Genomic DNA, 20,517 nt, shown 5'->3' on the forward strand with positions numbered 1-20,517 from the left:
GGTAAAGGCTGTGAATAAAGAGTTTACCTTATGTGCATCGATGATGTGTGCAGACTTTGGAAACCTTGAGAGGGAGATACATAATCTTGAGGATGCCGGTATAGATTCTTTCCACGTAGATATAATGGATGGACGTTATGTCCACAACTTTGCCATGTCTTTGTATGACATGGCTGCCATTGCGAGGATAACCGACCTTCCGCTTGATGTTCACCTTATGATTGAACATCCCAGAAATAATATTGACATGTTTTTGGATAACCTGCGTCCCGGAGATACTGTATACATTCATCCGGAGGCTGAGTATCACCCTTCTGCAACACTTCAAAAAATCATAGATGCCGGGATGCATCCCGGTATCGCTATCAATCCCGGAACCAGCGTTGAAACAGTAAGAGAGATGCTAAGGATCGTAGACCATGTTCTGGTTATGGCCGTAAATCCTGGAAATGCTAGTCAGATGTTCCTGCCTTATGTAGGAGAAAAGGTTGAACAGCTCATAAGACTCAGGGAGAAAATGGGATTTAAGCTTATATGGGATGGCGCATGCAGTGCTGAGCGCATACAGAAGTATGCTCCCCATGGAGTCGACGGCTTTGTTCTTGGCACAACACTTCTGTTTGGAAAAAATACTCCTTACAAGGATATAATTAAGGCTATCAGGAAGATAGATTTTGGCTACTTAAGTGGCGAAAAAAAGCAGGACAGTTGGGTATATGGATCATAACGGAAGAGTAGATATTTTGGATATTTCTTTTGCAGAGGCCTTCTTTGAAGATGAAGTCAGAGAAGGCTTTTTTGTTCCGACCATGATGAAGCGCTATTGGGCGGCTCAGTTGAAGGTTCTGTCTGTGATTGCCGGAATATGTGACAGGCATGAGATTAAATGGTTTGCAGATTATGGAACTCTCATGGGCGCTGTAAGACATGGGGGCTATATACCATGGGATGATGATCTTGATATATGCATGCTAAGAAGTGATTATGTCAGGTTTTTCGAGGTGGCTAAAAAGGAACTTCCTGAAGGCTATGTGATCATGAACATTGATGAGCAACCTGAATATAGAGAACTTGTTGGGAGAGTTGTGAATAGCCATGCTATTGACTATTCTGACGGACATATGAATGAGTTTTATGGGTGTCCATATACTGCTGGAGTAGATATTTTTCCGCTAGATGGGGTGTACAACGATCCTGAGAAGGAAGCCGAGCGTAAAGTACGGGCTGAAAAAGTCATTGCAGAATATACCAAGGACCATAAACAGGAGTCATTAAAACGTCTTGAAAAAATCTATAGTGAATGTCCTATTTCTGATGCTGAAAAAGTAGCTCTTATGCGCTTTTGGATTACTGATAGGAATCATATATATAGCCGCAAACTATACGAATCCTTTGTAGAACTTCCGTTTGAAGATACATATATAAGAGTGCCGGCAAGATATGATGAGAAATTGAGAGCTGACTATGGTGACTACTGGAATGTAGTTAAGGTCGGTGGGGCTCATGACTATCCTGTATATGGTGAACAGGAACAGATACTTTTTGAGCATTTTGGAAGACAGCCATATAGATATAGCATGAATAATCAGGCGCTGCTGAAGGCGGTCAGCAGATATATTCTAAAGGCTAGTAATCCTTCTGCAGACAGAACTATTAGAAAAGTGGTTTTTCTGCCCTGCAGAGCAAGGTGGTGGAGTAGTATGGAGCCACTTTGGGAGCATTTTTCATCTGATCCTGACGTGGAGGTTCATGTACTTCCTATTCCTTACAATGAAAGGAACTACAAAGGCGAGTATTTAGATGATCATGATGAAAAAGACCTTTTCCCGAATCATGTTAGCGTCGAGGATCATGAACAATATGACTTTGCAAATGAACATCCGGATATGATAGTGATACAGGTTCCATATGACGATTTCAGCACAGTGATGGCAGTTCCGGAATTCTATTACTCTCATAATCTTCAACAATATACTGATGAATTGCTATACATTCCCTGTTTTGATCCTGATGATCCGGCTGTTGAAGGAGATAAAGCTGAAAAAAGTATATCGGTGCTTATTGAACAGCCTGCTGTAGTCAATTCCGACAGGATACTGTTGGGCTCGGACAAGATGAAGCAGGTTTATATTAAGAAACTTGTGGAGCTTACGGGTGAACCAACGAGAGAATACTGGAATCAAAAGATAGTACTCCCGGAGGATTTTGGGATTTTTGACAAAACTAAACCAGTGGAGATTTCTTCTGAGGAGTGGGATAAATTTGTAGGAAATATTGGAGGTAAGAAAGTCGTACTTTATTATATTTCTATCAGTATGTTGCTCATTGGAGGAGACAAGGCAATAGAGAAAATGAAAAGGTCGCTTCATCTGTTTGCTGAAAATGCTGACAATCTGGTGGCTGTGGTTCTGCCGCAGAAGGCTCTGACAGATTGTCTGAAAGAACTGGATGATGCGCTGTGGGAGAAGTATAAAAAAATTGTAAGTGGAATAGGTACAGTTTGGAAAAACTGTATTTATGACTCTTGTGGATTGACTGAAAATTACATTGGCAGGTGCGATGCGTTCTATGGCGATCCCGGAGTGATAGCAAGGAAGTTTGTTATAAACAAGAAACCGGTTATGATTCAGAACCTTGAAATATAGAAAGGCTGTTTATGCTCTCTTTTCCCGATGAATACTTTAAAAATGAAATACGGCTGGGGTTTCATGTGACCGCCATGATGAAGAGAATGTGGGGAGCTCAGATGGAGATTCTCTCATGGATAGGTGAGATCTGTAAAAAACATGATATAAACTGGATCATGTGCTACGGGTCTCTACTTGGAACAGTCAGACACAGGGGATTTATTCCCTGGGATGATGATATAGATATAGCAATGCTGAGAGCAGATTATGAGAGATTCATGGATGCCGTGGCAGCAGAGCTTCCGCCTTATTTAAAGACAAAGTCTCTTTTGCCGGGAGCAATAGCGCCAAAGGAAATGTGCTTCAACATTTGCAACGGAACCAGAATTGATACCACTCCGGAATTTCTCGGAAGGTTTCATGGATGTCCCTATTCAACTGGAGTGGACATTTTTGTGTTTGACAGAGTGCCGGCTGACCTGGAAGAGTTTGCATATCAGGACAGACTGATAAGGCTGCTTGACAGGCTGTTGATGCTGCAATGGGCCGTAAATGGCAAGAGCATCGGCGAGGCGGAGTATTCAGAATACTGCAATATCAAGGCTACAATGGAAAATGAGCTGTCCTACACATTTAACAATGCTGAGCCACTGGAACTTCAGATACTGCGGCTCCTTGATCTGGCCTGTGGATTATGCGAAGACTGCGGCTCTGAGGATGTTGAAAATCGTGAGCAGGTCATATATTACGGTATGGTTGGTTTTAAGGACAGGTATTTTACAGACAGAATCTGGATGCCCTTTGAAGGCGTTATGGACGTACCGATTCCCAGAGATTACGACACGGTGCTGACCAGGATATTTGGAGATTATAAGATGCCCAGGAAACATACCTCACAGCATGAATATCCCATCTACAAGTATCAGAGAATCAGACTCTATGAGGAGCATATAAAAAGAGGATGGGATATTCCTGAGATTTATCTTGAGTATGATGAAAACGGTAAACTGATCGTAGATCCTGAGGATGTAAAAAGAAAAATGGATGCAAAACAATAATAAGCAATCTGGAATATTGCCATTTCAATGCACCAAAATTGTTTATGGCGAGTTGAATGGTTTGCAGGTAGTCGGAGACCCAAATAGTACCGATGAAGGCATGAACACATAAATGCTGGAGGGAAGTCGAGAACAAGCTGTTCCTCACAGCTTGGGTCTGCGAGACAATATCAAAGAGGAAACATTTGCTATACACAGAGATAGTCTTCACTGTACTCAGAGACAGAGAAAGAAGAACAAACAAATGACAACGAAATTGGCGAGAATAGCAGATTTATCCGCGCAGAATCCAAACATGGTCTTTACATCCATATCCCACATGATAAATGTGGAGCTTTTGAGAGAATGTCATAACAAGATGGATGGAGACAAAGCCGTACCATTACTATGGGATTACAGATAACTTGCGAAGTTTGAAGACATTTAGATATGAAGTCCTTAAAAGTCTATTATTTTGGCTGAATAGACGAAGTCAAAAGAAGAGCTACAATAGGAACGAATTCTGGGCAATGATTAGTTCACATCATAAAGTTGCTCTTCCTAGAACATACGTAAGTATCTATGCGCAGTAATACGAATAATTAGTCTCGTAAAGAGCCGGATGCGGGAAAGCCGCACGTCCGGAATTTCTGTTTAAGCTGTTCAGTTAAGTACGGTTGTTAAAAGCCTAGCCTTTTTCGCTGGGAAAAGTGTCGTTATCTGAGCGGGGGATAAGCGTGTCGATGTTGGCACGAGTCAACGCGGCCCATTCATATGCCGTTGTCGGCTATCATCACCGGCTTGTGCTGGCCGGTAAAGATGTGGACAAGAGGGCTGGAGCTGCCGTAGTAGGCATCAAAAGAGCTGACAAATGAATAAACGTCATCTGAGGGAAGAGGGATTGTTTCAATTCCTCTTTCTTTTGCGCTTATGATAATGGATTCTTTGAGACTGACTATTCTGTCATGCAGTAGAGGGTCACTGCAGACAAAGCTATCGGGATAGAAGCAAAGAGATGCATTTATTTTGCTGCTTGCCGATGAGAGCACGTCAAGTCTTTCTTCTATGCTGCCCAAAAGGTGATCCGCGTGCTCGGTAAATTCGTAGAGACTGATGCAGTAGAGAAGATTCTTTTTAATTGAAGCAGTTGTTGAGGCAGATATTTTTGAGGTAGTGATTCCTGTGGTAGTAATTCCTGCGGTCGTAATCTCTTTGGTTGGAATTTCTGTTGTCGTAATCTGTCGAGCGGCCATTTCTGTGGTGTTTTTTTCTGTGATAGTGTTCTTCCAGTTAGCGTTTTCACTGAAGATATCGGAGCATTCGTCAAAAATCTCGGGGGCAGAGTATATTTTCTCCTCCCAGATGTGCTCTGTGTCCGTGTCTGCGAATGCGGTGAGTGCAGTCACGTAGCGGGTCTTGATGTTCTCTGACTGAACTGCGATCCTGTCGGCATAGATAAGGGCAGGAGCGGTGACATAGTATCTTAGGACGATCAGGTCCGTTATGTCTTTTTCGCCAAACTCAGAGGTCTTACCTATGGGTATATATACCAGCTGCGGGGTATACGAGCGGAGACTGTCGGCAAAGAAATTCCGTGGGATAGTAAGATATGGATTCTCACCGTCGTAGGGAAACTGAATGTATATTGAATCCGGGCAGTGAAGGGCAAGGTCATAGGTTTCCCAGTTCTGTATTGGAAGACCCTTAGGGTAATTGCCGATATTGGCACTCTTTCTTATTTCGTCCATGGACATGGTCGGCTGTCCGTAGTAGTCCCTGGTGAAAAGAGGCAGGGGCACAACAACGGGATCTATGTCCGGATCATTGGAAATGCGGTCGTATACTCCGGATAAGGTGTTCCATTCTTTTGGTCCGATGGGGAGAAAGAGGATCTCCTTACGGTTAAAAAGGTGCTCGAAAAGAGCGCTTTCAAGGGCGGCAAGTGTACTGTCAAGAGATAACAGTACTGATGAATCCTGAGAACAGATGCTGCCTTCAGAGGTTGTGGATTCGCTTTTACGTTGAGCAGATGCTTCATGGCTGAAAACGGAGGCTTCGTTGCAGGACAAGAGTTCAAAAGCTGACTGACTGCAATTGTAGATATCCTCGCAGAAGGTCTCAAGTACAGAAACAATGGCCACGGTGTGAGGATTATTTTCTCCCTTAACGTTCTCTATAAGGGTACCAAGATCCATCGCCAGCTGCTGAAGCTCGCCGAGCCTGGATGTGAATTCATCAAGTGAAACATTACTAAAAAGAGCACAGGCATCTGCATAAAGGGACTTAAGGCCATCAAGGCACTCTCCGGCTATTGCCTTCAGGCTGCCGGATGTGTCAGGCTGCGGTCTTTCCATCATCTCGGGATCATATGCAAAATGCGGTAGAGTTACGTTCGAACTCTTTTCAAAGAGGTCTTTCTGCGCCTCAAAGGCCGGATATGTATGTCCGCTCCAGACCTTTCTTATCTCATTATAGTTGCCGTAGCGGCTTGAGAGCACTCTGTTGTACTTAGCCGGAACGGGGATAGTTGTATCCTCGAAGGGAATGCGCACAAAAGATTCATACAGCTCTTTTGCTTCGCCCTTTCCGCCCCTTAGGATAAAAGGGAAGATCTGACCGATCTCTTTTGCTTCATCCCGTTTGACCCTGCCCATCTGCTTCTCTGCAAGGGCATAGAGGGCAACAGAAACAGCCCTTTTGTCTCTGGAAGAAGGGAGGGCGATGTTATATTTCTTTTGAATAGAAGAAAGTTCTGTTTCGATGGTGGAGGGACTGAGGGAATTGTCTGTTATCCCGTCTGCGACTGCGATCAGCCGAAGAACCTCGTTGTCCCGCTTCTTTTCCTCGGCGGGATCGGGATACAGATAGTCCTTGATGAATATATCAACTCCTGTGAGCCAGGGGAAATTGTAGTTGTCCCTTAGGACGTCTTCGTCAAAAGAAATTCTCCTGCGGTTTACGACTCTTGCAAGGAACAGCCAGTGATCTTCCTGCCTTTCGTAGTTGTGTATGCAGTACCCATCCGGGAGCTCATCGTCCGCCACCGCAAGAAATCTGTCATAGTCTCCGCGAAGCATGCATATATCCAGGTCGTCATCCCAGGGCACAAAGCCGCCGTGCCGCACCGCCCCAAGGATCGTGCCCCAGTCGGCAAAGTAGGTGATACCGTGCCGAACGCAGATATCATCAATGACCTTGAGAACGTCAAGTGCAGTCGCCCAAGCAATTTTGACCTGGGTGGGTACATAAAAACCATATCTGATCTCGTCTCTGAAGAAATCTATGCTGTGCTTCATGCTTTTTACCTCATTAATATAGTACCACAAAGACGATGTTAACGCCGTCCCCACACATGGAAATAGAAGAGGATAACGAAGATTTCGTTAGAGAAATTTGTGCCATCGCGGAGAAGTATATGCCTGACTACGACGTGGATCAGATATACGAGGAGTGGAAGAGCAAGGTATAAAATGGAAGAGATGGACTCCCAGGATAGAGCATTTGACTAAGATGCTTTATACCGGGAGTTTTTTGCAAAAAGAGGGCGCATTGCTGTCCGGAACCGGTAGAGAAATATAGGGAAGGTATATTAATTTCAAAGTTGGTTTTGTGGAATGAAATAGCGCTTCAAAATCATGCAAAATATAGTGTTTTTTTAGTGTTTGTTTATTGTTTCTTTAGAATATGGTGATAAAATAACTCCACTGGTTTGAGAGTATCAGGCTATTTATGGCTGCTAAAAAAAACTCACAAAACACCTAAAGTAATCTGGAAGAGTAACCGATATATCTTTTAGACACTGGTGGAGCTGCTTAATATGGATGAGGGGTGATACCAATGTACAAGAGAGTACGTGGAAATAAAAAAGAATGTAAGTCATCTAAAAAGAGGCTTGCCAGGGAGGTGAGAGAACCTCCACCTTAATGCTGATCATTGATGCTAAATACGGAGGTTTAAAGTGGCAAAAGAGGATGCAATACCCACAAACAATGGAAGGATAAAAATTGTAATAGGAATTTGTATTGCAATCATCCTTGTGCTGATAGTAGTTGTAGCTTTACTTTTGGTAAGAGGAAAGGTCTCTAAGCAGGAAGTGAAACGAAATGTGGTTGTTACACAGAGTAATGCGGAGCAAGTCGCAGAAGAATTGATCAGTACACCATACGTAGAACCCGGGTATTACACTACTGAAATGAGTACTACTTGGCATTTTGCTTCCGGTGATTCGGTTTCGAATGACGCGTACGTAAGGAATAATGAAGGGAACACCAATGATGTTTATTTCGATGTGTTTCTTGCTGACGACGAAACGGAAACTATTCTTGAATCCCCAATTATACCCAGAGGCGCTGAGTTGAAAGATATTTCTTTGGACAAGTCGCTAGATGCAGGTACGTATGATTGCGTTATGGTTTATCACCTTGTTGATGAGAATCAGAATAGTATAAGTACGCTTAGGGTGGGATTTACAATTGTTGTAGAAAACTAAATATATGGTAACTGGCTACGCCAGGATGGCGTGGTGATTATAAACATAACAATAATCAAGGAGGAATATGTTATGCAAAACAAAAGAATTTTAGCAGCTTTTCTTGTAGCAACTATGGTAATTGGAAGCTCACTTACCGCTTTCGCAGAGGGACCAGTGACTAGTGGTGGAACAGAGGGTGAAGGTACATCTGAAGGTCATGTAAATAAACACATAATAAGTGTTACATTACCTACAATAGTTGAGGGTGCTACGCCTTTTGCTTATACTATGGATCCCGAGCGTCTTGTTAATGAAACAAATGCTGCTAAATATGCTGCAGGTTCAAATTTCACAGATGATGCTAAGGCAAATGGAGTTTATTTCACAACTGACACAAACAAGTATGATGACAAGAGCAATGAACTTAAGGCAGTAAGTCAGAGCAGCGCTGATGTCAAGCTTATTGTTGAAGTTGAGACAGAAGCTTCAACTAATGATATCCCGCTTGTTGATGAGGCTCCTGCTCTTTCAGGCGACAATGTTGTAACTGATCCTCAGCTTTATCTTGCTCTTAAAGTGGATGATACAACCAAGGCAGTAAAGTCTGATGAAAAGGTAACAATTGAAACAACTATCGCAGGAAAGGATGCTAACTTCCAGACAGAAGTTGAAAGCGGTAATTATGTTTACAAGGCAAAAACCGGTGATGATATTACTTGGAACGCAGCAACTATTCAGATGTCCGGTGTTGTAAGTAAGGCATCAGCAGAGGGGTTGACTGCTCCTACACTTAAGGTTACCTGGAAGTATGAAGATCCTGCTGAAGAGCCAGAGGGAACAGAGGTTTCTGCTGTAGCAGCTTCCGGCGAAAATGATTTGCTTATTAGACTCGTATCTGGAGTTAATGCAGATGCAAGCAAGATTTCTGCTGTAAAGGTTAATGGAACAGATGTTGATGAAGAAAACATAGCTGTTTCCGGCAGCGGCAATGTGTGGTTGAAGGGAGTAGTAACAGATGCAGGTATTTATAACATTCTGATTACGTATGACGGAACCACATATAAAGCAAGCTATACAAAGGAATAAAAATAATTGGTATATGAGCTGCTAGTTTTAGCGGGGGATTGTTACGGCAGTCCCCCACTATTTTTGAGAGGATAATCTTATGTGCGATAGGAGCCTTACTTGGTATACAGGAATAAGGGTGAATGATAAGGAATTGTGGGTTTCGGATTATAAGTATAATGCATTGTTTAGAATAGACAAAATGTCGAAAGAAGTAGTGTTTGTGGGCGAATTTCCTGTTGGAAGTGACAATCCAAAAGAGTTGCATTATGAGAGTTTTTGCGCAGGAACCACATTGTACTTTCTACCCCAACATTCGGATTGCATCAGCTTATATGATATGCAGAAGAATGAATTTTCTTCTATTGCCATAGGAGATAGAAAGCATGGCTATGCAACTATTGTTGGGGCATATAATTTTAATGATGAAGTTTATTGGTTGGTTCCAAGATATACAGATATGCCTATATTGGCGTTATCAGTTAAAAAGAATGCGATTATTGAAGAGATTAGTTTGAATGATTTATCTGATGGAGAACAAGGTAAGGTTTATGAAATCCTTTATTCGTGTAAAACAGACAGTGGTATTGCATTTGCAATAAATGGTACAAATACCATTGTCTTATTTGATAGTTTCTTACGGACAATATCTATACATAAATTAGATGGTATTAAATCTATAACCGGAGCTATTACTTTTTATAGGAACAAACTCTGGATCAGTACAGACGAAGGTGTGTCTATATGGGATATTAAAGGAAAAAACTATATTCAGCTTGATAAGATTCAATTACCATCACATAATGTAATTGAATGGATGGGGGTTAATAATGATACTCTCATCTGTGTTCCACGTTGGCGTGATAATATATTGATGTATAATATAAATAATTATGATATATCTCAGATTTCTCTAAATGAACTGGAATTGCATTCTGCAATCGATGAACGCTGGGATTGGCGTGACTTTAAGATGGTTTATTTGGAAAATAATTTTCTAGAACTATTTCCGTTAAAATATAAAGAAAAAATACGAATTGATTTATTGACTAGAACATTACAAGTGGAAACATATTCCTATCCTAAAGGATATAATCCATTTGGAAATAGAATTACACAAGAAAACATAATTACTACAGTTAGCGATTTTGTGGGATTTTTGGTTGAATGAGGTATGAGTGACATATCCTATTTAAAAAACATTAAAAAACAGCATAGTGCTAGAAATGCATATATTTTCATGTTGCCTGAGCATGGAAATATTGGAGATTATGCGATTGGATTTGCAGAGCAGCAATTTCTATCAGATTATTTTGGAGAGTTGAATGTGGTGGGAATAACAACTCCACAATGGCTAGCACATCAAGAAGAAATAATAGAGAAGGTTTACAAAGATGATATTGTGTTCTTGAATGGAGGCGGCTATTTTGGAGACTTGTGGGAAGAAAGCTATTTATATGAAAACATAATTGAGGTATTTGCTGATAATACAAAAATAATGTTTCCCAATACACTTACCTACAAAAATAACACATTTGATATTGCATTAAAAAAGGATGTGGAATGGTTTTCAAAGCAAAGAGATTTATACCTTTTCTTTAGAGAAAAGCATTCTAATGCTATTTTCGCGAATGCTGGAGGAACAAGTGATGCTTTTATAGACATGGCCTTATATATGTCATTTGCTAGGGAAAAGCATGAGCAAAACAGGAACGTAATGCTATGTATGAGATCTGATCGTGAAAAGCTATTTGATTATGATTCAAGAATAAAAGAGGAGTTGCGTGCAGGAGGATATACATATTACGAATGTGATTTGTTCAAAGATCGTAGGATTTCACAAGCTGAAGGACGAGAAATCTTTCAAACGACTATAGAGAGTTTTCAAGAGTGTGATTGCATAATCACCGATCGGCTTCACGGGATGATTATTTCTGCAATTAGCAATGTGCCTTGTGTTGCGATAGACAATTATACGCACAAGCTAAAGTATGTATATGAAAATGGTAATTATGTATCAACATATGTGCTGTTAGAGGACACGTATGATGATAGCTTTATAAAATATGTAGATATGGCAATTGAGAAAAAAGAAATGGCTGGGGTGTACATTAAACCACAGGAAGCATTTACGGAGTTGGCATGTAGAATAAAAGAGATTATCGAGTAATCATGGAGAGAAATGATGGAGATAAAAAACGCGGAAAACAGTTATGCTAATATGTTGATTGATGTAGATCCGTATGCTGAGAGCATAATGCGGAAATATATAGGATTAGATATACCAGCTTATGGATGCAATCTAAATTGCTCTTACTGCTATTTGAATAACAAAAGTACTGGGGAGGGAGCATTTCCGCCGTTAACTCACTCAGTGCAGTATGTTCGTTACAAGCTGAGGAGAGAAGCGATAGGAGGAAGTGCGCTTATAGGTATGTGTGCTTGTGGCGAAACACTGTTGGCTGACAAGTTTGATGATCTGTGCGTAGAGCTACTCAAAGAGGGGCATTATTTAATAATAGTGACGAATGGTATATATACAGAAAGAATTGAGCGCCTGATTAAAAGAGCAGGTAAATACTCTAGACACTTGATTTTTAAAATGTCTTTTCATTACTTGGAGCTTAAAAAAAGAAATTTGCTTAAAATATATCGAGATAATATTCGGCTTATTGATAATAGTGATGCGTCTTATACGATTGAGCTTATGCCTCATGATGAGTTAATGGAGTTTATTCCGGAAATCATGGATTATAGTTATAAATCTTTTGGGGCACTTCCGCAGCTTACAGTAGGGAGAGATGAGGCGGATAGTAGAAAGCTGTTGACGGCGTTGTCAATTGATGAGTATATCGATGTTTGGAGTGTTTTTAAGTCCGAAATGTTTGATTTAAAGATGAAGTATTATATGATGCATGGGACCAATTGTAATGCTGGCAGAGATTCGTTTTTTATTGATCTTGATTCTGGAGCAATGCGGAGATGTTTGTTCCCTGATAAACAAGGAAACTTCTATGATGAAAACGCTGATTTGAATTTTGATAGGGTGGGCGATTCATGCCCGTTGGAGTACTGTTTCAATTGCCATGCGTATGTTACGATTGGAATTTTGCCTGATTTTGAAGCGCCAACACTAACTGAAATTAGAGATAGGACAACAACTGATAATAAACATTGGTTGAAGAGCGATGTTAGGAGATTTTTAGGTGTGAAGATTTATGAGCATGTTTTTGACGAATAAATAATATTTGAATAATTGAGGATGCCCTTATGCAATATACACTTGGGATTATTGTGCCAATATATAACAAGCAAGAGTATTTAAGACGGACTGTTGATTCTTTGTTAGATCAGACATATCGTCCAATTGAAATTGTATTGGTAGATGATGGATCTGTAGATGACTCAGCCCAAATATGCGATGAGTATGCTTCTAGATTCTCCAATATATCTGTATTACATCAGTCAAACCAGGGACTCATTAATTCTAGAATGAATGGGGTAAAAAGTATTACTACTCAGTGGATTACGTTTGTTGATGGTGATGATTGGGTAGATAATACTTTTTTTTCGATGCTGATGGAACCAATTAACGCTGATGAAAATGTTGCAACATGTATAGGTTCATATGTTTACGATTATGGATATGAGATAAAGGAAGCATTTGATTTCAAAGCAGAAAGAGGCTGGGTTCAGAATGTGTTATTGGATATGTTCAATAGAAAAGGATATGATTGGTCTGCATGCGGGAAAATATACCGAAAGAGTATCTTAGAAGAGCTTCCAAATTGGTGGTATGCTTCGCCTTATGGAGAAGACACGGAACTAAATTGGAAATATTTTTCATATAATAACAGAGCATTCCTGGTCCCAACTACTGGGTATCATTATTGTATTAATAGAGATAGTATGATGCGTAATCTGAGTGACGACTCACTATTTTACTTTGAACGGATGAATAGAATCCTTGAGGAGGTTGGAGACTCTAAATCCCTTTTATATCAGGCTGTTAATGAAACAATACTGTCTATGGCTATATATGAAATCGACCAGCTTACCATAGAAACTAATGCAAGTATGAGGTCTAAACTACAAAATGAAATTGATAAGGCAAAAAGAAGAAAATTGTTGCGTGAATATGGGCTTGAAACAGATGATGATTTGGATAGAGCGCTGCTTAAAGAGAAAGAAGAATTAGAATTATTCTGCTCGCGGCATAAATATGTTTATATCTATGGTGCGGGGCATTTTGGAATGCAAGCATGGGATTATTTACATGGTTTGCGATGCCTTGTTGTGGGTTTTATTGTTTCTCCAGGACATATAGATGGGGATAGAATAAACGGAATAAAAGTTATAGAGATGAATAAAGGATCTATTCCAAATGGAAGTGGCGTAATAGTTGCTATAAAAAATGCACATGAGGTATTGCCAAGGCTGATAGAGTGCGAAATTGATATGAACGATATATATATATGGCATTGTCATGAGTGATATTTAATGAATTAGATTATGTGTGATAAAGGTACCAATATAGTTTTTAGTCATTGTTATAAAATGCGAATAATTAGTATTTCTGTAAAGTACAGATTGAAATAGATTAATTATTCACTAGTGATTAATGTACAGCTAAGGAAGTTGCATGATAAAAACAATCGCAATGTATCTGCCACAATACCATAGAACACCTGAAAACGACGAATGGTGGGGGGAAGGCTTTACGGATTGGGTAGCGGTAAAAGGTGCTAGTCCTTTGTTTCCTGGCCATGAACAACCCAAAATACCATTTGATGAAAACTATTATGATCTGATGGACAAACATACTATGCAGTGGCAGGCAGAATTGATGCATGAGTATGGCATTGATGGGATGTGCATCTATCACTATTGGTTTAAGGATGGTAGACAAATTCTTGAAAAACCGGTGGAGAATCTTTTGAAGTGGAAGGACATTGATATGCCCTTCTGTTTTTGCTGGGCAAATGAGACATGGGCAAGGTCATGGAGCAATATTAGTGGTACGGTAAATGCTTGGGCGGATAACTTTGAACAAGGTAGTAAACTTGATGATAACGGGGTACTTCTTCTTCAGGATTATGGAGGAAGTGCTGAGTGGGAGAAGCATTTTGCATATCTTTTGAAGTTTTTTTGTGATGATAGATATATAAAGATTGATGCAAAACCTGTTATTGTCATTTATCGAGTAGATGACATTGATTGTATTTCTGACATGATCTGTTTATGGAGGAAACTGGCTAAAGAAAATGGCTTTCCGGATATTTATGTGATTGGCGGAGAATGCCGTAGCAATCTTAAAGGAATAATTGACGGACAATTATACAGACAACCGGCTAGGACGATGGTAAGGCTAGGCGGAAATAAAGCTAATGGAAATAGTGCTCCCAAACGATATGACTATGAGATGTTTTGTGATGATTTGCTGAGAGTTCAAAGCGAATATGATATTATGCCATACTTTTGTGGCATAACAGGATTTGATAGCACTCCAAGAAAGGGAAAAAATGGTGTTGTGTTAGAAAAAAACTCTCCTGAAATATTTGGGGAGATGATGTATAGACTTATGGAAAAGAGTGCTTCTTATGGAAGCGATATTGTGTTTGTAAATGCTTGGAATGAATGGGGAGAGGGTATGTATCTTGAGCCGGACACTAAGCACAAATATAGGTATCTTGAAGAACTTTCACAAAGTAAGAAGGCTTTTCAAAACAGCCAAAAAGAGAAAGCGACTCAGGCTGACGGCTCAAAATTATTGAAAGACGCATATAACGAATATCGAAAACTCTTTGATAATTATCAGCGTGCAAATAAAAATATTCAGATTTTATTTAAATGGATGGAGCACATATCAAATGGTGAAAGTTTATCTATATTTATAGAATCTCGTGGATGGAAAGACTTTGCCATATATGGCTATGGAGTGCTTGGCAAACTTTTATGTACTAATCTGATGAATTCGGGATATAAACCGGCGTATATAATTGAGAATACTACAGTACAAGCAATGGATGACGAAATTAGAATTGTTAGCCATAGTGAGGCATTGGAAAATGTTGATGGAATAATAGTTACTGCAGTTTCAGACTATGAAGGGATAAAAGACCGATTACTTGAAGGTGGGTTTTCTGGCAGTATTATTAGTGCCAAGGATATTGTTTTATGATGTCAGGGTATTTTAGGGTACGATCAAATGATTTAATGAACATATAAAATGATGGAGGTGGCAGGAAGAATTGAAGTGGAAAAAAAGGGGACATGAGTACGATGAATTAGGAGACGATCTTCTTAAGAAATGGGAAGGCACGCATGATATATACCTGTTTGGTGCAGGAGAAAAGGGTAAGTTTTATCGCAATATCCTTGAGAAATCAGGTGTGTTTTCGGGGTTCATTGACAACAGAGTCGTTTCAGATGATGGCGTTATTTACGATGTTGATCAATTTCTGACTACAAAGAAAAACGGATGGATTGTTTTGTGCGCTGAAGCAGCCAATATGAGCGAGATGAGGTTGCAACTAGAGTCAGATTATAGATTTAGCAATAAGTTTTATATTTATGAATTCGATGTATTCTTTCAGGAGATATACCCAGTACTTGCTGCGTATGCGATTAACAGAGTGTATGATAACCTTTGCCAGATATCAGTAACTGAACGTTGCACGCTTAAGTGCGAAAAATGTGCCCATGGATGCTGGAATGTTCCAATGGCCAATGAAGACCTCAGCCTGGATGTAGTAAAAGAAAGCGCTGATAACTATTTCAATGCCTTTGATTTTGTTGTTGAGTTTGTTCTTATTGGAGGAGAACCGTTTTTATATAAACATATTGCTGAAAGCATAGCGTATATTGGTGATAATTATAGAAACCAGATAATAACATTTGCCATCACAACGAATGGAACCATTCTTCCAACGCAGGAAGTTCTTGATGCATGCAAGAAATATGATGTTCATATACATATTTCAAATTATGTTAAAACTCTTCCCGCTTTGAGAGAGCGGTACAAAATGCTTTGCAGGATTCTTGAAAAAAATGATATATCCTATGAGCTGTCCAATGAGGATGATAAATGGGTGGATTATGGATTTGATTCGCTTGTGAGATCCGAAGAAGAGAATTTGGAGAGTGTATTTGATAAATGTAAAACACCATGCCGTGAAGTTAGAGGTAATAAGTACTATTTCTGTGTACAGGCAAGAGCGGTAGGTGAAAATATGGCATTTGATGTGGAGGACGATTATTTGGATTTAAGTGTCATTAAGAACAAGGAAGATAAGAAAACTTTGATGGAATTTGGGATGGGATATTCAAAAAAAGGATATCTGGATATGTGCAAGTATTGCTATGGAGCAGAGGCTGCTGAAAGGGTAATACCTAGAGCTATTCAAAAAAGAGATATGTGATGACAGGCAAAAACGATTTTAAGACTTCAACTGAATATGGTTTATCAATCATAATTCCGACATACAATGCTGAAGCATATCTCGCGGAATGCCTGGAGAGTATATTAAAACAAGTCTCAGATGATAGCGTAGAGATTATTTGCATTGATGACGGCTCTGAAGATGGAACTACTGAATTATTAGAAAGATATGGAGCTAAGTACAAAAACATAAGATTTCTTTCCAAAAACCATGAAGGCGCATGGGCTGCAAGAAATCTTGGAATATCCGTAGCGACAAAGAAATACATATCTTTCCTGGATGCCGATGATTATTACGAAGTAGATGCCATTAGTAAAATATATGAATCTTGTGTAAATTCAGAAGAGGACGTGATCGGATTTGCTCATTGGAAGATTCTTGATAATCATGATATTAGAGACGAGAAGATAGTCGATTTTTCAGAAGACCTAATCATCCCAGCAAACGGAAAGAAAATATGTGTATCGGAGTGGCAGTGCGACTACGGATATACTAATTTCGTGTTTAATAGACGGTTCATAAGAGAGAATAATATTATGTTTCCGCCGTATATGCGATATGAAGATCCGGTGTTTTTGCTTAAGGCTTTGAAGGGCGTAGATAGCTTTAGGCTTTTTCCTGTATCCATATATGTATGCAGAGTAGGATACAAAAATTCTTCTGAAATTGATAAAACTATTATTGATGTTTTAAGAGGTATAAGAGATAACTTATCAGCTTCGTATGACTCGGGGTTTGAGATGCTAAGAGAGACCCTGCTAGAGAGAATTGATGATGAGTTTTATGAACCAATATACAGAGGGCTTGCAGATGAAACAATGAAGGTACTGCTTGAAATAAGTGAAATAAACAGCCGGTTCGAGCATAAGAGAGAAATCAGGGTTCTTAGTGATATCTATCACGGTTTAGCGGGCAAGATGATATCTGAACGAAATTATACCAGAGAACAGGATATTATCAGAGATTATCGAATTTTTAACGATGTTACTGAATGTATGAAAAAAAATGGGGGCTTCAGCAAGGCTCTGGCAGATAACGGTATAGAGAATGTATGTATATATGGGGCGGGATTATATGGCAGGCTTCTCGTGCAGGAGTTTCTGCTTCATGGGATACAAATCAAAGCCGTGATAGACAGAAACAATGACGGAAGTGTAGAAGGAATGGAGGTCAAGCATCCGGATGACGGAGTACCAGACAGTGATTTGATAATTGTTGCATTAAGGAATGCTTCTTCGGTTATCGATAGTTACCGAAAGCAAGGCATATATAACATCATTGGAATACAGGACTTGGCAGATAAAATTATACGATGTCAAAACAAACTTTTTTAGGAGGCGCTGAGATGAAAGACATAGCTGTTGTTATCTGTAACTATAACAAAAAAGAATATGTTATAAAATGCGTGGCATCTTTGAAAAGTCAGAATATTGATAATTTTGATATTTATGTAGTGGATAATGCTTCCAATGATGGAAGTGCAGATGAGATACAAAAGACTTATGGGGATGAGGTTACGCTTATCTGTAATGACAAAAACCTTGGCGGTAGTGGTGGCTTTAATACTGGAATGAGAGTCGCATATGATGCAGGATACAAGTACATTGTATTGCTTGATAATGATGTGGTAGTTCGGGAGGACTGCATAGAATCTTTTTATAATGACATGGAAGAATACTCTGATATTGGGATCATGGGAGCAAAGATTCTGAAAATGGACAAGCCTGATGTAATACAGGAATTTGGCTCTTTTGTTGACTTTAATGAGATGAGATTTAAGCTTGCTTATGAGAACGAGAAGGATCCTGAAGAACTCCCACACATTAATGAATGTGATTATGTGCCGGCATGTGCTCTTGTTGTAAGAAAGGAACTTATTGAAAAGGTTGGTTTTATGCCTGAGGAGAACTTCATTTATTACGATGATATTTTGTGGGGCATGAGATGCAAAAGAGCAGGGTATAAGGTTGCGGCTGATTCAAGAGCGGTGGCTTGGCATAAAGGTGGAGGTGGAGCAAATCCAACGACTTTTCCCAACTATTATCTTATCAGGAATAAGACAAGGTTTTTTGCCCTGAATAGAGATGCATCATCACTTCCAAATGGAAGCGAGGGAGATGAGATTCTTGCCAAAAATATACTTAGGGAAGTTTATGAAGGTATTTATGCCTGTGCCTATAATGATTTGAGTAATATTGCTAAGACAAGGTTTGATGCTTTTCTGGATGCGTTAAACGGTGTAAGCGGTCGTGCAGTCGATGGAAGAATAAGGCAAAAAGAAAAGTCCAGAGAAAGGCTATACAAGCTACTGAGCGGAAAGAAAACAATACTGGTTTATGTGAATGGAGACTATGACGATACAAAGAGAATCATCAGTGAGATACGATATCACGAATCATTAGAGGGAACTTCCTATCAGATTGATCTTGCCGGAGAAGGAGAAGCGTCAATTCTTGGCATTGCGGTAAAAAATACAGTTGATATTAAAGATGATGAATATGACCTTGTAATTAATGCCTGCAAGCATGTATTCTACGTAGCACCTGAGCATATGGATAAAATCTGGGTTGATGGGTGGACCAATGTAATTACAAATGAAAAAGACGCAGAGCTGTGTAGAGGGTTTGCAAGTAGCTATAAAGTGTTTGAACTATGTTTTATGGATAGACTCGTTGATTTTATTGTGAGGATGAATACAGAAGAGATTAAGAAATATGGACGTTTTGTATGAAAACGGGATTTGCATAAATGATGAGACTATCGCAAGGATAAGTGCGCTGGATGAAATCATCATATATGGTGCCGGTGTCATGGGTAGGGCTCTAAAACTATGCCTTGAATCAGAGCCATATAACAAAAGGGTTTGCAGGTTTATAGTTAATGATATAAATAGGAATCCCAAGATGATTGGGAATGTGCCTGTCATAGCTCTTGACAAAGCTGATGAGTACAAAGACAGGTTGATTATAGTGGCGCTAAATGAATCGCACATGCCGGTAGCGGTAGAGACTCTTAATAAAAGAGGGTTTCAAAAACTGATTATGTTGAATGCTGCAGGGGATGTCTGGATGGATATAAAAGCATTCTTTTTTCTGCATAACCAGGACAAATGCTACATCCCGTTTAAAATGTTACCGGGGATAACAAGTACTGATGATTGCGGTGGCAGTGTAACAGTCTATGTTGTAAAAAGCATATTTGACAAGGTATTAGGTGATAGTCTTCCTATTCGGTCCTATGAGCAAGAGATACATGTAGGAGCGGCGTTAACGGATAAAAGAATATGTGATTTAACAGATTTTTCTGGGGAAAATATATCGGAAAAAAATCAGCAGTATTGTGAGCTCACAGCGCTTTACTGGATTTGGAAGCACTGTGATAGCGATTATATCGGAATCAGTCATTACAGAAGGCGATTTGATATTTCTGAAGATGTTGTCCGAAGACTTCATGAACTGAATACAGACGTGATAGTGACCGTACCTGTGATAAATACTGCCGGCATAGGGAATCAATATGGCATAACACATTCAGCTAAAGACTGGGAAATCTTGCGAGATGAAATACACCAAAGTTGTCCGGAGTATGATGACAGTTTTAGCACAGTTGAAAAGCAGATATATTTCCATGCCTATAATATGTTTATTATGCGGAAAGACATCCTGAGGAGCTTTTGCGATTGGATGTTTCCTATCCTGTTTGCGTGCAATAAGAGGATAGGAGTTAAGGAAGATGCTTATCAGAACAGATATCCTGGCTTTTTGTCAGAAAGACTGTTGAATGTTTTTTTATATAAGAACAGAGAGATTTTTAATATTTTTGTGGCAAATAAAAGATACCTCAGTTGACAAAGATCCAGAAAGGATAGTTTTGTC

Annotated in this window: 15 protein-coding genes; 14 read left to right on the plus strand and 1 reads right to left on the minus strand. The window is 39.5% G+C overall.

Annotation, left to right across the window (positions count from 1 at the left end):
* Positions 1-40 precede the first annotated feature (40 nt).
* From G633_RS18370 to G633_RS0112780, 3 genes are all read left to right on the plus strand, one after another.
* Entirely contained in the window at positions 41-727 is a 687-nt protein-coding gene (locus G633_RS18370) for a ribulose-phosphate 3-epimerase (RefSeq protein WP_051154965.1), read from the plus strand.
* Positions 717-2,645, plus strand: coding sequence for a LicD family protein (locus G633_RS0112775; protein ID WP_022770324.1), 1,929 nt, complete (start codon positions 717-719; stop codon positions 2,643-2,645). Before G633_RS18370 ends, G633_RS0112775 begins: the two co-directional genes overlap by 11 nt.
* A 74-nt stretch (positions 2,646-2,719) precedes the next feature.
* On the plus strand, positions 2,720-3,685 hold the full coding sequence (locus G633_RS0112780) for a LicD family protein (protein ID WP_026512627.1): 966 nt from the start codon (positions 2,720-2,722) through the stop codon (positions 3,683-3,685).
* A 749-nt stretch (positions 3,686-4,434) separates the two neighbouring features.
* On the opposite strand, the gene G633_RS0112795 is transcribed toward G633_RS0112780, so the two are convergent.
* Complete coding sequence (locus G633_RS0112795) at positions 4,435-6,960, minus strand: LicD family protein (protein WP_026520134.1); 2,526 nt, start codon at positions 6,958-6,960, stop codon at positions 4,435-4,437.
* A 662-nt stretch (positions 6,961-7,622) separates the two neighbouring features.
* Between G633_RS0112795 and G633_RS0112800 the strand changes: the two genes are divergently transcribed.
* From G633_RS0112800 to G633_RS19425, 11 genes are all read left to right on the plus strand, one after another.
* Entirely contained in the window at positions 7,623-8,153 is a 531-nt protein-coding gene (locus G633_RS0112800) for a hypothetical protein (RefSeq protein ID WP_026520135.1), read from the plus strand.
* A 72-nt stretch (positions 8,154-8,225) separates the two neighbouring features.
* The gene (locus G633_RS0112805) at positions 8,226-9,221 is read left to right on the plus strand and encodes a hypothetical protein (RefSeq protein ID WP_026520136.1); all 996 of its coding nucleotides are present in this window, start codon (positions 8,226-8,228) and stop codon (positions 9,219-9,221) included.
* 79 nt (positions 9,222-9,300) lie between these two features.
* Positions 9,301-10,371, plus strand: coding sequence for a hypothetical protein (locus tag G633_RS0112810; RefSeq protein ID WP_026520137.1), 1,071 nt, complete (start codon positions 9,301-9,303; stop codon positions 10,369-10,371).
* A 3-nt stretch (positions 10,372-10,374) separates the two neighbouring features.
* Positions 10,375-11,370, plus strand: coding sequence for a polysaccharide pyruvyl transferase family protein (locus tag G633_RS0112815; RefSeq protein WP_026520138.1), 996 nt, complete (start codon positions 10,375-10,377; stop codon positions 11,368-11,370).
* Positions 11,371-11,421: 51 nt separating this feature from the next.
* Complete coding sequence (locus G633_RS0112820; protein WP_207638113.1) at positions 11,422-12,441, plus strand: radical SAM protein; 1,020 nt, start codon at positions 11,422-11,424, stop codon at positions 12,439-12,441.
* A 29-nt stretch (positions 12,442-12,470) separates the two neighbouring features.
* Entirely contained in the window at positions 12,471-13,694 is a 1,224-nt protein-coding gene (locus tag G633_RS19415; protein WP_026520140.1) for a glycosyltransferase, read from the plus strand.
* A 148-nt stretch (positions 13,695-13,842) separates the two neighbouring features.
* The gene (locus G633_RS18380; RefSeq protein WP_051200187.1) at positions 13,843-15,381 is read left to right on the plus strand and encodes a glycosyltransferase WbsX family protein; all 1,539 of its coding nucleotides are present in this window, start codon (positions 13,843-13,845) and stop codon (positions 15,379-15,381) included.
* A gap of 70 nt (positions 15,382-15,451) precedes the next feature.
* Positions 15,452-16,621 carry a radical SAM protein gene (locus G633_RS0112835; RefSeq protein WP_026520141.1) on the plus strand — a complete coding sequence of 390 codons (1,170 nt, stop codon included), beginning with the start codon at positions 15,452-15,454 and terminating at the stop codon, positions 16,619-16,621.
* Positions 16,621-17,976 carry a glycosyltransferase family 2 protein gene (locus G633_RS19420; protein WP_051200190.1) on the plus strand — a complete coding sequence of 452 codons (1,356 nt, stop codon included), beginning with the start codon at positions 16,621-16,623 and terminating at the stop codon, positions 17,974-17,976. Before G633_RS0112835 ends, G633_RS19420 begins: the two co-directional genes overlap by 1 nt.
* Positions 17,977-17,987: 11 nt before the next feature.
* On the plus strand, positions 17,988-19,373 hold the full coding sequence (locus tag G633_RS18390) for a glycosyltransferase (RefSeq protein ID WP_051200192.1): 1,386 nt from the start codon (positions 17,988-17,990) through the stop codon (positions 19,371-19,373).
* A complete protein-coding gene (locus G633_RS19425; RefSeq protein WP_051200194.1) occupies positions 19,357-20,490 on the plus strand; it encodes a DUF4422 domain-containing protein in 1,134 nt (377 codons plus the stop codon). The genes G633_RS18390 and G633_RS19425 overlap by 17 nt, the downstream gene beginning before the upstream one ends.
* Positions 20,491-20,517: the final 27 nt, after the last annotated feature.

Origin of the sequence: Butyrivibrio sp. FCS006 (assembly GCF_000424525.1) — a bacterium.
Classification (GTDB): domain Bacteria; phylum Bacillota; class Clostridia; order Lachnospirales; family Lachnospiraceae; genus Butyrivibrio.